This is a genomic window from Cellulomonas sp. Y8, assembly GCF_008033115.1.
Taxonomy (GTDB): Bacteria; Actinomycetota; Actinomycetes; order Actinomycetales; family Cellulomonadaceae; genus Cellulomonas.
The window spans coordinates 3,573,118-3,585,976 of record NZ_CP041203.1; the positions used below are offsets into that span (position 1 = coordinate 3,573,118).

At 75.4% G+C, this 12,859-nt stretch carries 12 protein-coding genes and 1 pseudogene; 10 read left to right on the forward strand and 3 right to left on the reverse strand.

Annotated features, from left to right (window positions below; genetic code table 11):
* The first annotated feature begins 118 nt into the window (after window positions 1–118).
* From FKM96_RS16195 to holA, 3 genes are read left to right on the forward strand one after another with little or no spacing between them, the layout of a single operon-like run.
* Entirely contained in the window at window positions 119–1,018 is a 900-nt protein-coding gene (locus tag FKM96_RS16195) for a ComEA family DNA-binding protein (protein WP_246855029.1), read from the forward strand.
* Window positions 1,015–2,646 carry a ComEC/Rec2 family competence protein gene (locus FKM96_RS16200; protein ID WP_147796098.1) on the forward strand — a complete coding sequence of 544 codons (1,632 nt, stop codon included), beginning with the start codon at window positions 1,015–1,017 and terminating at the stop codon, window positions 2,644–2,646. The genes FKM96_RS16195 and FKM96_RS16200 overlap by 4 nt, the downstream gene beginning before the upstream one ends.
* Window positions 2,647–2,650: 4 nt before the next feature.
* The gene (holA, locus tag FKM96_RS16205) at window positions 2,651–3,688 is read left to right on the forward strand and encodes a DNA polymerase III subunit delta (protein ID WP_147796099.1); all 1,038 of its coding nucleotides are present in this window, start codon (window positions 2,651–2,653) and stop codon (window positions 3,686–3,688) included.
* Window positions 3,689–3,790: 102 nt separating this feature from the next.
* Here the strand turns inward: holA and FKM96_RS16210 are convergent, their stop codons facing one another.
* Window positions 3,791–4,543, reverse strand: coding sequence for an EAL domain-containing protein (locus FKM96_RS16210; protein WP_147796100.1), 753 nt, complete (start codon window positions 4,541–4,543; stop codon window positions 3,791–3,793).
* Window positions 4,544–4,752: 209 nt separating this feature from the next.
* On the opposite strand from FKM96_RS16210, the gene FKM96_RS20800 reads away from it, so the two are divergent.
* Together FKM96_RS20800 and FKM96_RS16215 are read left to right on the forward strand one after the other, a co-directional pair.
* Window positions 4,753–4,890 carry a hypothetical protein gene (locus tag FKM96_RS20800; protein WP_168217006.1) on the forward strand — a complete coding sequence of 46 codons (138 nt, stop codon included), beginning with the start codon at window positions 4,753–4,755 and terminating at the stop codon, window positions 4,888–4,890.
* Window positions 4,891–5,012: 122 nt separating this feature from the next.
* Window positions 5,013–6,344 (forward strand): helix-turn-helix transcriptional regulator, encoded by a 1,332-nt coding sequence (locus tag FKM96_RS16215; RefSeq protein WP_147796101.1) that lies wholly within the window; start codon window positions 5,013–5,015, stop codon window positions 6,342–6,344.
* Between the two features lie 297 nt (window positions 6,345–6,641).
* Here FKM96_RS16215 and rpsT read toward each other — a convergent pair whose 3' ends face one another.
* Window positions 6,642–6,902, reverse strand: coding sequence for a 30S ribosomal protein S20 (gene rpsT, locus FKM96_RS16220; RefSeq protein ID WP_147796102.1), 261 nt, complete (start codon window positions 6,900–6,902; stop codon window positions 6,642–6,644).
* Window positions 6,903–7,184: 282 nt separating this feature from the next.
* Between rpsT and FKM96_RS16225 the strand changes: the two genes are divergently transcribed.
* The 3 genes and pseudogenes from FKM96_RS16225 (at window position 7,185) to hemW (ending at window position 11,254) form a co-directional block, all read left to right on the forward strand.
* A complete protein-coding gene (locus FKM96_RS16225; RefSeq protein WP_147796103.1) occupies window positions 7,185–8,018 on the forward strand; it encodes a bifunctional 2-polyprenyl-6-hydroxyphenol methylase/3-demethylubiquinol 3-O-methyltransferase UbiG in 834 nt (277 codons plus the stop codon).
* Window positions 8,019–8,130: 112 nt separating this feature from the next.
* Window positions 8,131–10,011 carry a translation elongation factor 4 gene (gene lepA / locus FKM96_RS16230; protein ID WP_246855030.1) on the forward strand — a complete coding sequence of 627 codons (1,881 nt, stop codon included), beginning with the start codon at window positions 8,131–8,133 and terminating at the stop codon, window positions 10,009–10,011.
* Window positions 10,008–11,254: pseudogene (gene hemW / locus FKM96_RS16235) on the forward strand (radical SAM family heme chaperone HemW). The gene lepA and the pseudogene hemW overlap by 4 nt, the downstream one beginning before the upstream one ends.
* Window positions 11,255–11,344: 90 nt before the next feature.
* Here the strand turns inward: hemW and FKM96_RS21700 are convergent.
* Complete coding sequence (locus tag FKM96_RS21700) at window positions 11,345–11,893, reverse strand: DUF4870 domain-containing protein (RefSeq protein WP_246855031.1); 549 nt, start codon at window positions 11,891–11,893, stop codon at window positions 11,345–11,347.
* Between the two features lie 63 nt (window positions 11,894–11,956).
* Here FKM96_RS21700 and FKM96_RS16245 point away from each other — a divergent pair, with 63 nt between their 5' ends.
* Window positions 11,957–12,433, forward strand: coding sequence for a hypothetical protein (locus tag FKM96_RS16245; protein WP_147796105.1), 477 nt, complete (start codon window positions 11,957–11,959; stop codon window positions 12,431–12,433).
* On the forward strand, window positions 12,367–12,840 hold the full coding sequence (locus tag FKM96_RS16250) for a hypothetical protein (protein ID WP_147796106.1): 474 nt from the start codon (window positions 12,367–12,369) through the stop codon (window positions 12,838–12,840). Before FKM96_RS16245 ends, FKM96_RS16250 begins: the two co-directional genes overlap by 67 nt.
* Window positions 12,841–12,859 lie beyond the last annotated feature (19 nt).

Consider the following 12,859-nt stretch of genomic DNA (forward strand, 5'->3'; position numbering starts at 1 on the left):
TCCCCGCCCGGCTTCACGAGCGGGCGTCGAGCCCTCCACAGGTCGTCGGCGGTGCGTCGTCCCCAGGTCCCGCCGCCGGGATCGGTCCGAGAGCGGGGGCCCGCCCTAGCGTCGCGGCATGACCTGGTACGACGGCGGCCCGGCGCCCGACCCCCGCCACGACGGTCCGCCCCGCGGCGCGCGGGACGACCGTCCGGCGCCCGTGGTGGCGGCTCAGGCCCCGCCCGAGGACGTCACGGCGGCGCCCGGACCGGTGGCGGCGGGTCGGGCCCGGCTCCGCGACGCGGCACGCTCCGCGGCGCCGGGCGTCCCGGTGGACCACGCCGGGCCGGGGCCGATGGAGGACGAGGCCGAGCCCGCACCGGGCGAGCGGTTGCGGCTCGCGGGCCTCGTGCGGTGGCGGCTGGCGCCGCGGACCGCGGCGGTCGCGCTGGGCGCGCTGCTGCTCGTCGGCGGGGCCGTGGCGCTGCGGTCGGCGGCGCAGCCGACGGCGGACCCCGTCGCCGTCGAGGAGCCCGCCGTCACCGCCCCCGCCACCGCCGCGGCGGACGAGACCGCGCCCGCCGAGGAGGCGACGGGCTGGCTGCACGTCGTCGGACAGGTGGCCTCCCCGGGCGTCGTGGCGCTGCCCGCGGGCTCCCGCGTGGCGGACGCGGTCGCCGCGGCCGGCGGCGCGCTGCCCGACGCGGACCTCGCCGGGCTGAACCTGGCGGCCGTCGTCCAGGACGGGGCGCAGATCCGGGTGCCGGCGCCGGGGGAGGAGCCGGCCGCCGACGTCGGCGGTGCTGGTGGGGTCGCCGGGGCTCCGGGAGCGGACGGCTCGGGCGGCGTCGTGGACGTCAACACCGCCGGCAGCGCCGAGCTCCAGGGCCTTCCCGGCATCGGGCCGGTGCTCGCCGACCGCATCGTCGCGTGGCGCGAGGCGAACGGCCCGTTCGGGAGCGTGGACGCCCTGCTCGACGTGTCCGGGATCGGGCCCGCGGTACTCGGTCAGATCCGGGAGCTGGTGCGGGTGTGAGCGCGGACGAGGCGGTCGATGTGCGGCTGGTGCCCGCGGCGTCGGCGGTGTGGGGCGCGGCGGCGGTGGTCGTCGGCGGGTCGCCCGGGACGCTGGCGGCGGGTGCCGCGGTGGTCGGGCTCGCGGCCGTGGGCGCGCTCGCCGGGTCGGCGCGGCGTGCGCCGGCCCCGCGCCCGCAGCGGATCCCCGTGCGGCTCGCCGGCCGGGCGCAGGCGGGTCTGGCGCTCGGGGCGGTCGCGGTCCTGCTGCTGACGACCGCGCTGCAGGTGCTCCTCCGCGAGGCCGGCGACGTGCGCGGGCTCGCCGAGGAGCGGGTGCGGGTGCGCATCGTCGGGACCGTCCGCACCACGCCGCAGGCACCCGGCGGCGCGGGCGGCACCCGGGTGGTGCGGTTCCTGCTGGCCGCGACGTCGGTCGAGGTCCTCGGCGCGGGCGGCAGCGTCGCAGGGGTGGCGGGAGGCGCGGCGCACGGGGCGGGAGCGGGCCGGCCGACCGGCGCCGCGGTGGAGGTGTACGCGCCCGCCGCCGCGGCCCACCTCGCGTACGGCACCGAGGTCGTCGTCGAGGGGCGGCTGTCCCCGGTCCCGGACGGCTCGCGGCGCGCGGTCGCCCGCGCCCGCACCGACGCCGACCCGACGGTGCGCGCGCCGCCCCCGGCCGTGCTGCGGGCGGCGGACCGGCTGCGGACGGGCCTCGTGACCACGGCGGCCGGGGTCCCGGGCGACGCGGGTCGGCTGCTGCCGGCCGTCGCGGTCGGCGACACCCGCGGCGTGGGCGATCTCGACGAGGCGATGCGGGTGTCCGGGCTGGCCCACATCACCGCGGTGTCCGGGGCGCACTTCTCGATCCTCGGGGCCGTGGTGCGGGCCGTGCTCACGCGCGGCGGCGTGCCGCGGCGGTGGCGCTGGTTGCCGCTCGCGGTGGTGCTCGGCGGGTTCGTCGCGGTGGTCCAGCCGGGCGCGAGCGTCGTGCGGGCGGCGGTGATGGGCGCCGTGGGGATCCTCGGGCTCGTCGCAGGGCGGCCGTCGCGCTCGGTGCCGGCGCTGGCGGCCGCGGTGCTCGTGCTGCTCGTGGCCGACCCCTGGCTGGCTCGGGACGTCGGGTTCGTGCTGTCGGTGGTCGCGACCGCGGGCATCGCGCTGCTCGCCGGCCCGCTGGCGCGCCGCTGGTCGGGCCCGCGCGACGGGGCCCGCGGAAGGTCCGCGTCGGGCCGCCGCCCACGCCCCGGCGACGACCCCCGCCCGGCGGCGGGCCCCGTGGCCACCGCGCTCGCGGTGCCGGTCGCCGCCCAGGCCGCGTGCGCGCCGGTGCTGCTCGTGCTCACCCCGGCCGTCCCCGTCTACAGCGTCCTGGCCAACGTCGCCGCAGCCCCGGCGGTCGCCCCGGCCACCGTCGGCGGCCTGGTCGCGGCCGTCGTCGGTCCCTGGTGGCCCGCGGCCGCCGCGTGCTGCGCACAGGTGGCCGGCGCCGCGTGCTGGTGGATCGCGGCCGTCGCCCGCACGACGGCCGGCCTCCCCGGGGCCCAGGTCGCCTGGGTCGCCGGCCCGCCGGGCCAGGTGCTGCTCGCCTGCGCGTGCGGGGCCGCGCTCGTCCTGGTGCTCCGGTGTCGGCGCGCCGTGGCACCCTAGGCGGGTGCCTGCCTCCACCTCCGCCGCGCGCCGACCCGCCCGGGGCGGCGGTCGCGGGTCGTCCGCCCCCGCCGGCCTCGCGTGGGACGAGGTGGGGCTTGCCCCGGTCGTCCTGGTGACCGGCCCGGAGGAGCTGCTGGCGGAGCGCGCCGTCGACCGGGTCGTCGGGCTCGCGCGCGAGCGGGACGCGCAGGTCGAGGTCACCCGGGTCGACGGCGCCGCGTACGGGGCGGGGGAGCTGACGCTCGCCACCAGCCCCTCGCTGTTCGCGGAGGACCGGGTCGTCGTGGTCGAGAACGTCGAGAAGGCCACCGACGACCTGATCCTCGAGGCGACCGCGTACGTCGCCGCGCCGCAGGAGGACGTCGTGCTCGTGCTCCGGCACGGCGGCGGACAGCGCGGCAAGCGGCTGCTCGACGCCGTCCGGGCCGCGGGTCACCCCGTCGCGACGTGCGAGACGATCAAGCGCGACGCGGACAAGGCCTCGTTCGTCACGCAGGAGCTGCGCCGCGCCGGCCGCCGGATGGAGGCGCGCGCGGTCCGCTCGCTGGTCGACGCCGTGGGGAGCGACCTGCGCGAGCTCGCCGCCGCGTGCTCCCAGCTCGTGGCGGACACCACGGGAGTCATCAGCGTCGAGGTGGTCGAGCGGTACTACGGCGGCCGGATCGAGGCGACCGGGTTCCGGGTGGCCGACGCCGCGGTCGACGGGAACGCGGGGGAGGCGGTCGCGCTGCTGCGGCACGCGTTCGCCACGGGCGTCGACCCGGTCCCGCTGGTCGCCGCGCTCGCGGCCCGGCTGCGGGTGCTCGCCAAGGTGTCGGCCGTGCGCGGCCGCGGGCCGGGCGCCGAGCGCGACCTCGGCCTCGCACCCTGGCAGGTCGACCGGTCCCGCAAGGAGCTGTCCCGGTGGACCCCCGAGGCGCTGGCGGCGGCGATCACCGCCGTGGCGCAGGCGGACGCCGAGGTGAAGGGCGCGAGCCGCGACCCGCGGTTCGCCGTCGAGCGTGCGGTGCTGCGGATCGCGGCGGCCGTCCGGCGTTGACGGGCCCGCCGGGCGGCGACGCGCCGGACCGACCGCGCGAACCGCGCCGACCCGACGACGGGCGCCGCCGACGGCACCGTCGCCGCCCCGGGTCCGCGCCGATCAGATGTAGTGCTGCCCCAGGGTGTTCCCGGGCCGCAGCAGCGGCGCCGACGACCGGTCGACCAGGAGGCTGCGCTCCAGCAGGTTGCCCTGGTAGAGGTCGAACCCCAGGCGTCGGCCGGCCTTGAGCTCGGCGCTGGTCTCGACGAACTCGGCCACGAGCAGCGCGCCGTGCGACCGCGCCAGGTCGACGACCGGCTCGCCCTCGAGGTCGAGGTCCCGGGCGTCGATCTTCACGAAGTCGGCCTGGGGGAGCAGGGCGCGCTGGTCCTGACGCGACACGAACCCGGCCATCGCGATCCGGAAGCCCTGCTCCCGGAGCCGGCGGACGCCGCGCAGGACGTCGCCGTCGATGCGGGTGGTGCCGGTGATCTCGACGACGAGGCGGTCCGGACGGTTCGGCAGGTGCAGCTCGCCGGTGAGGAAGGCCCGCGGGCAGCGGGCGAACAGCCAGCGGCCGTGGCCGACCTCGTCCACGTCCGCACGCCCGAACGTGGCGCGCAGCACAGCACTGGTGGCACGCTCGTGCTGGAGCTCGCTCCACGCACCCGCGTCCGCCGACGTGGCGCCGGGTGCCCGGAACGCGAGCTCGTACCCGAAGGGGTGCAGGCGGGGAGAGAAGATCCCCTGCCGCCCGACCAGGACGCGCTCCGTCGCGACGTGCCGGTCCCACTCCCGGCGCAGCACATCCGGGATCGCGGCGTCGATCTCGTCCGCGAGCCGCCGCTCCACGTCGCCCTGTCCCCTCGTCATGCCATCTATGACACCACAGTCAGCGCCATATGACACGAGGTCGAGCCCCCGACCGGGGGTGATATCGCGCGAACACGGGCCGCAGTGACGTCGGATTCACCCGATCGGGCGGAACTCCGGCAGAACCCCTCAGGAGGTGGTGCGAAGCGCTTCGCATCAGTCATGCTCGTCGTGACAGAGAGTCAACGTTCTGTGACAGGAGACCCCCCATGCGCACTTCGCTGAAGGCCATCGCCACCGCCGCTCTCGCCCTGACCCTCACGCTGGGCGCGTCGGGCGCCGCCAACGCAGCCGGCGGCTTCACCATCCAGAGCGGCGCGACGGGCTGCTGCCGGATCGTGGTCTGAGCCCGTTCGGCGCCTCGCGGCTGATGCAGCCGGCCGCCGGGGCGCGTTGCGCGCCGGGCCCGGGGCGTGGCGGATGGGTGACAGGCTCGCCGTCACGAGGCGTCATAGGTACAGTGACACCCATGACGACCATTGCTGACCGCGTCCGCCAGGCGCGGTTGGCCGCTGGGCTCTCCCAGACGGCCCTCGCAGGAGACGCGCTCTCGCCGAGCTACATCTCGCTGATCGAGTCCGGTCGGCGCGAGCCGACCGACGCGGCGCTGGGCGTCATCGCCGAGCGGCTCGGGTCCACCGTCGAGTATCTCAAGCACGGCGACGAGGGACCGGCCGAGGCGCGCGCCAAGCTCGCGCTCGACTACGCCCGCCTCGACCTGGTGTCGGGGGAGGCCTCGTCGGCCCGCGACCGGATCCTGGCGCTCGACCTGGAGCCGGTCACCCGGCAGGTGCGGGTCGAGGCGCTGCTGGCGCTCGCGCAGGCGCACGAGATGCTCGGCGACCTCGAGTCCGCCGTGGGCGTCCTCGAGCCGCTGCTCACGCAGGCGCGCGCCGAGCAGCACCACCTCGACGCGGCCGCGGCGGCCACGGCCCTCGTCGCCTCCTACGTGGAGTCCGGTGACCTCGGCCGCGCCATCGAGGTCGGCGACCGCCAGCTCGTCGAGCTCGAGGAGGCCGGCCTCACCGGCACCGACGAGCACCTGCGGCTCGGCTCCACGACCCTGTGGGCGTACGTCGAGCGCGGCGACCTGCTGTACGCGACGCACCGGGCGTCCGAGCTGATCCGCCAGGCGGAGTCGCTCGGCACCCCGCGCGGTCGCGGCTCCGTCTACTGGAACGCGGCGCTCGTCGCGGAGCAGCGGCACGACTACGCCCTGGCCAAGCGCTACACCGAGCGCGCGCTCGCCCTGCTGGGCGAGGGCGAGGTCAGCCGCGACATCCCGCGTCTGCGGCTCAACTACGCGTGGCTGCTGCTCCGCAGCGACCCCGCGGAGCCGGCGACCGCCCTCGAGCAGCTCGACCGCGCCGCTCCGGAGCTCGAGGTCTCGGGCTCCGAGGTGGAGATGGCGCGCCTCGACGTCGAGCGGTCCCGCGCGCACCTCATGCAGAGCGACCCGATCGCGGCCGAGATGTACGGCCGCGCGGCGCTCGACCGCCTCGGTGACCAGCCCCGCCTCGACGGCGCGGCGGCGCAGCTCGCGATCGGCGACGCGCTGCACGCCCGCGGCGAGGTCGAGGCGGCGTCCCGGGCGTACCGCTGGGCGGCCGACATGCTCGGCATGATGTCCGCGTCCCGGCAGTCCGCCGCGGTGTGGCGCGAGCTCGGCGACCGGTTCCTCGGGCACGGCGACGTGACCGGGGCGGCACAGGCGTTCGACCGCGCGCTGCGGGAGGCGGGCTTCCGGCCCGCCGTGCCCGCGGTGCTGTGGGAGGCGTGGAGCGCGGTGGCTCAGGACTGAGCGACCGCGTTCCCCACGGAAGGGCCGCGGCCCGACCGCACAGAGGGCGTCACCCCGCAGGGGGGGTGACGCCCTCGGCGCGTCCGGGGGCCCGCCCGCCTCGCCGGGCCCACCGCCTCGCCGAGCCCGCCCGCCTCGCTGAGCCCGCCCGCCTCGCTGAGTGGGCAGTAGATGTCCCCTCGTCGGCCGACGAGGGGACATCTACTGCCCACTCGGCGGGAGGGGGTTCGCCGCGGGGACGACGAAGGGCGCCACCCCGTGGAGAGGGTGGCGCCCTTCGTGAAGGCTACGGTCGCGTCAGAGCGCGTTGACCGACTTCGCCAGCGCCGACTTCTTGTTGGCGGCCTGGTTGGCGTGGATGACGCCCTTCGAGACGGCCTTGTCGAGCTTCTTCGACGCGGCGACGAGCGCGACGCCCGCGGCGTCCTTGTCGCCACCGGCGACGGCCTCGCGCACGCGGCGCACGAACGTCTTCAGCTCGGACTTGACAGCCTTGTTACGCAGGCGCGCCTTCTCGTTGGTGCGGATGCGCTTCATCTGGGACTTGATGTTGGCCACGGTGTGGACTCTCTTCGTGTGTTCGCCGGAGCGAGAGGAACAAGGTCGTAGAGGGCGCGTCCGGCGCCGGGACTGGGGCGTGGGGACACCCGCGGAGAGGAACCGGACTTGTGCCCGCCGACCCGGGCGGACACGCGACTGACAAGCCTACCAGGCGAGCAGCCGCCGGACGAAGCCCGCGGGCGTGACCCGCGCCTCCACGGGCTGCCGCGCCGTGCCGCAGGGGCCAGCGGGCCCGTAAGTCCTCGTCGGCGCCCTGTGGCCCACCCTAGGGTGCCGCCCATGAGCAGCGACGCCGCGGCGGTGAACCGGCGCAGCTGGGACGCCGTCGTCCCCGCCCACCTCCTCGCCTACGGGGCCGACGCCTTCACCGCCGAGGACGGCCGGATCACCTCGGTCGTCCGCGACGACCTCGCCGCGCTCGCGCCACACCTGCCCGACGGGTCGCCGGCGGGGCTCGACCTGGTGCACCTCCAGTGCCACATCGGGCTCGACACGCTGTCGTGGGCGCGGCTCGGGGCCCGGGTGACGGGGATCGACCTGTCGGGCGCCTCGACGGCCGCGGCGCGGCAGCTCGCGGAGCAGGCCGGGCTGGCGGCGACCTTCCTGGAGAGCGACGTGGCGCACGCCCTCGACGTGTGCGCCGACCGGTTCGACGTCGTCTACACCGGGATCGGCGCGCTCTGCTGGCTGCCCGACCTCGACGCCTGGGCGCGCACCGTCGCGGGGCTGCTCCGGCCGGGCGGGACGTTCTACGTCCGCGAGGCGCACCCGGTGCTCTACGCCCTCGACGCGGAGCGGACGGACGGCGCCCTCGTGCTGACGCAGCCGTACTTCGGCGGCGCGCCCCGGCACCACCGGCACGCGTCGACGTACGCCGGGGGAGCGGTGCCCGAGGACGCGCGGGACACCTACGAGTGGCAGCACGGGCTGGCCGAGGTCGTGCAGGCGCTGCTCGGCGCCGGGCTGCGGCTCGTCGCGATCGCGGAGCACCGGACGATCCCGTGGCGCGCGTTGCCGGGGATGGTGCCGACCGGCGACGGCAGCTGGGCGCTCCCGGAGAACGGCGACCGCCTGCCGCTGACGTTCGCCCTGACCGCGACGAAGCCGGCCTGACGCGCCCGGCCCGGGACCCGCTGCGCGGCGCGGCTCGGCGCCCGGCTCGGGTGCCGGGCGCGGGCATGGGACCATGGGGGGTAGTCCCGACCCTGCGAAACCGAGGGAGCACGTGTCCCCGATCCCGAGCGCCGAGCAGTCCCGGCGCATCATCCCCGCGGCGACCCCGCCCGAGCTGCTGCGCAACTTCTGCATCATCGCGCACATCGACCACGGCAAGTCGACGCTCGCCGACCGCATGCTGCAGCTGACCGGCGTCGTCGACTCGCGTGCCATGCGCGCGCAGTACCTCGACCGCATGGACATCGAGCGCGAGCGCGGGATCACGATCAAGTCCCAGGCCGTGCGCATGCCGTGGGCGATGGGTGACACCCCGTACGCGCTCAACATGATCGACACCCCGGGCCACGTCGACTTCACCTACGAGGTGTCCCGGTCGCTCGCCGCCTGCGAGGGCGCCGTGCTGCTGGTCGACGCCGCGCAGGGCATCGAGGCGCAGACGCTGGCCAACCTGTACCTGGCGATGGAGAACGACCTCCAGATCATCCCGGTGCTGAACAAGATCGACCTGCCGGCGGCGCAGCCCGAGAAGTACGCCGAGGAGCTCGCGAGCCTCATCGGCGGCGACCCGGCCGACTGCCTCAAGGTGTCGGGCAAGACGGGCGAGGGCGTCGAGGCGCTGCTGGACCGGATCGTCGAGCTGGTCCCCGCCCCGACCGGCGACCCCGACGCCCCGGCGCGCGCGATGATCTTCGACTCGGTCTACGACACCTACCGCGGCGTCGTGACCTACGTGCGGGTCAAGGACGGCAACCTCAACCCGCGCGAGCGCATCGCGATGATGTCGACGAAGGCCACGCACGAGCTGCTGGAGATCGGCGTCATCTCGCCCGAGCCCGTCCCCACCAAGGGCTTGGGCGTCGGCGAGGTCGGCTACCTCATCACCGGCGTGAAGGACGTCCGCCAGTCGAAGGTCGGCGACACCGTCACGAACGCGAGCAAGCCCGCCACCGAGGCGATCGGCGGCTACTCCGACCCGAAGCCGATGGTGTTCTCGGGTCTGTACCCGATCGACGGCTCGGACTACCCGGTGCTGCGCGACGCGCTCGACAAGCTCAAGCTCAACGACGCCGCGCTGAACTACGAGCCCGAGACCTCGGTCGCCCTGGGCTTCGGGTTCCGCGTCGGGTTCCTCGGCCTGCTGCACCTCGAGATCATCCGGGAGCGGCTGGAGCGCGAGTTCAACCTCGACCTCATCTCGACCGCGCCGAACGTGGTCTACGAGGTGACGATGGAGGACCGCCAGGTCGTCACCGTCACCAACCCGAGCGAGTTCCCCGGCGGCAAGATCCGCGAGGTGCGCGAGCCGGTCGTGAAGTCGACGATCCTCGCCCCGAGCGAGTTCATCGGCGCGATCATGGAGCTCTGCCAGGGCAAGCGCGGCGACCTGCTCGGCATGGACTACCTGTCCGAGGACCGCGTCGAGATGCGCTACACGCTGCCGCTCGCGGAGATCGTGTTCGACTTCTTCGACCAGCTGAAGTCCCGCACCCGCGGCTACGCGAGCCTCGACTACGAGCCCGTCGGCGAGCAGGTCGCGGACCTGGTGAAGGTCGACATCCTGCTGCAGGGCGAGCAGGTCGACGCGTTCAGCTCGATCGTGCACAGGGACAAGGCGTACTCCTACGGCGTGATGATGGCGTCCAAGCTCAAGGACCTCATCCCGCGCCAGCAGTTCGAGGTGCCGATCCAGGCGGCCGTCGGCTCCCGCGTGATCGCCCGCGAGACCATCCGCGCGATCCGCAAGGACGTCCTCGCCAAGTGCTACGGCGGCGACATCACCCGCAAGCGCAAGCTGCTGGAGAAGCAGAAGGAGGGCAAGAAGCGCATGAAGACCATCGGCCGGGTCGACGTGCCGCAGGAGGCCTTCATCGCGGCGCTGTCGTCCGACGCGGGCGGCGCCAAGGACGCCAAGGACGCGAAGAAGAAGTGAGCCCGGCGCTCCCGGAGGGTGACGCCGCTCCCGCGGACGGCGCCCTCCCGCCGGGCGTGCGGGACGGCGCGGGCGACCGCGGGTTCGGCGTGTACCTGCACGTCCCGTTCTGCACGGTGCGCTGCGGCTACTGCGACTTCAACACGTACACGGCGACCGAGCTCGGCGGCGGCGCCTCCCAGGTGGCCTACGCGGACACGGCGCTGGCGGAGATCGCGCTGGGCGCCCGGGTCACGGCCGCGGCCGGGTTGCCGCCCAGGCCCGCCTCGACGGTGTTCGTCGGTGGCGGCACCCCCACGGTGCTGCCGGCGTCCGACCTGGTCCGGATGCTCGACGGCGTCCGCGGCGCCTGGGGGCCTCGCGGACGACGCCGAGGTCACGACCGAGGCCAACCCGGACTCGGTGACCCCGGAGTCGCTGGCCGAGCTGGCGCGCGGCGGGTTCACGCGCGTGTCGTTCGGCATGCAGTCGGCGGTGCCGCACGTGCTCGCGACGCTGGAGCGCACCCACGACCCGCGCCGGATCCCCGACGTCGTGCGCTGGGCGCGGGACGCCGGGCTCGCCGTGTCGCTCGACCTCATCTACGGCACGCCGGGGGGAGTCGCTCGCCGACTGGCGGACCTCCCTGGAGACGGCGCTGGCCACCGGCGTCGACCACGTGTCGGCGTACGCGCTCGTCGTCGAGCAGGGGACCAAGATGGCGGTGCAGGTGCGCCGCGGCGACCTGGCGCTGCCCGACGAGGACGACCAGGCGGCGAAGTACGAGCTCGCCGACGACCTGCTCACCGAGGCCGGCCTGCACTGGTACGAGGTCAGCAACTGGGCGCGCACCCCCGCGGACGCGTGCCGGCACAACCTCGCCTACTGGCGGAACGACGACTGGTGGGGCGTCGGGCCCGGGGCGCACAGCCACGTCGGCGGCGTGCGCTGGTGGAACGTCAAGCACCCGCGGGCGTACGCGGCGCGGCTCGCCGCGGGGCAGAGCCCGGCCGCGGGGCGGGAGACCGTCGAGGACGCGTCGGCGCGGCTCGAGCGCGTGATGCTCGGGGTGCGGCTCGACGAGGGGCTGCCCGTCGAGGTGCTGAGCCCCGCCGGACGTGCCCGGGTCGCCGGGCTGGTGGCCGACGGGCTGGTCGACGCGCGCGCGGCGCTGGGCGCCGGGGGCCGGCCGGGCCGCCGGGTGCGGCTCACGCGCCGGGGCCGGCTGCTGGCCGACTCGGTCGTCCGCACCCTCGCGGACTGACCCCGCGAAGACGAGTGGAGCGTCCCCCCGAACACGCCGAGGCGTGTCGGGCGGGACGCTCCACTCGGGGGTGCGGCTAGCGCGGGGTGGTCACTTCACCAGGCGCAGGGTGACCGGGTAGCGGTACCACTGGCCCTTGTTGACGGCGACGGCCGCGAGGATCGAGAACACCAGCGCGACGACGCCCACCACGAACGGCAGGAACGCCAGGATGCCCAGCGTGACGGTGCCCAGGATCGCGGCGGCGATGTACGCGATCACGACCGTGATCTGGAAGTTCAGCGCCTCCTTGGCCTGGTCGTCCAGGAACGGGCCGCGGCCCTTGAAGACCAGCCAGATCACGAGCGGCGCGATGAACGAGAAGATGATCCCGCCCAGGTGCGCGAGCAGCGACCAGGTCTTCTCCTCGTCCGGGCGCAGCGGCTGCTGCGGCTGGGCCCCGTACGGCTGCTGCGGCTGGCCGCCGTACGGCTGCTGGGGCTGACCGCCGAACGGCGGCTGCTGCTGACCGCCCGCGGGGCGGCTGCTGGTCGTACGACATGAGTCTCCTCGTGGGTGCTGCGGGGCTACGGCGGTCGAAGCGTAGCGGTGTGACCGGGTCTTTCGTCCCCTTTGCCCCTGCGGTGGACTCCTTGACACCCGTGGGTCGCCTTCGGTTCGCTGGCCGGACGGGCGACGGGCGTCCGACCAGGAGGGCACGCGATGACCGAGAACCCGGGCACCACCCCGCCGCGCGACGACGAGCCGCAGCCGTCCCAGGGGCAGCCGCCGGCCGGCCCTCCGCCCGCCCCGCAGCAGCCGTACGGCCAGCAGCCGCCGCCCGGCCAGCCGTACCCGCCGCAGCAGCCCTACCCGCAGCCGGGCTACGCCCAGCAGCCCTCCGGCGCCCCCTACGGCGCCCCGACCGCCGGGACGAGCGTCGGCGACGCGTTCAGCTGGGGCTGGACCAAGTTCACCCAGCAGGTCGGCCCGTTCCTGCTCGGCGTCCTCGCCTACCTGGCGGTCATCGTCGTGGTCTCCGCGGTGCTGTTCGCGGTGATCCTCGGCGGCACCGTCGCGAGCGTCGACCCGGACACACCCAGGAGCTGCGCAACGGCGCGGGCGTCGGCCTGGTGTTCGGCTACCTGCTGGTGGCCGCGGTCGCCGTCCTGCTGTCCGCCTTCATGCAGGCCGGGGTGACCCGCGCGACGCTCGAGGTCGCCGACGGGCGCCGGATCGAGGTGGGCACGTTCTTCCGGTTCGACGACTTCGGGAAGGTCGTCGTGGCGGCGCTGCTCGTCGGGCTCGGCACCGCGGTCGGCACGCTGCTGTTCGTGATCCCGGGCCTGGTGTTCGCGTTCCTCGCGCAGTTCACGCTGTTCTACGTCATCGACAAGCGGATGGCGCCCGTGGACGCGATCCGGTCGAGCTTCACGCTGGTGAGCCGGAACCTCGGGACCGTCCTGCTGCTGTTCCTCGCGGTCTACGCGGCGAACCTGGTCGGCTCGGCGCTGTGCGGCATCGGCCAGCTGGTGTCGTTCCCGGTCGGCCTGCTCGCGACGACCTGGATGTACCGCCGGCTGCAGGACGAGCCCGTCGCCCCCTGAGCCCGCGGCCCCGACCGCG

Bases quoted from the DNA above. Each gene is read 5' to 3' on its own strand.
- FKM96_RS16195 (WP_246855029.1), top strand. From the start codon at position 119: ATGACCTGGTACGACGGCGGCCCGGCGCCCGACCCCCGCCACGACGGT.
- FKM96_RS16210 (WP_147796100.1), bottom strand. From the start codon at position 4,543: ATGACGAGGGGACAGGGCGACGTGGAGCGGCGGCTCGCGGACGAGATC.
- FKM96_RS20800 (WP_168217006.1), top strand. From the start codon at position 4,753: ATGCGCACTTCGCTGAAGGCCATCGCCACCGCCGCTCTCGCCCTGACC.
- FKM96_RS16215 (WP_147796101.1), top strand. From the start codon at position 5,013: ATGACGACCATTGCTGACCGCGTCCGCCAGGCGCGGTTGGCCGCTGGG.
- FKM96_RS16225 (WP_147796103.1), top strand. From the start codon at position 7,185: ATGAGCAGCGACGCCGCGGCGGTGAACCGGCGCAGCTGGGACGCCGTC.
- FKM96_RS16245 (WP_147796105.1), top strand. From the start codon at position 11,957: ATGACCGAGAACCCGGGCACCACCCCGCCGCGCGACGACGAGCCGCAG.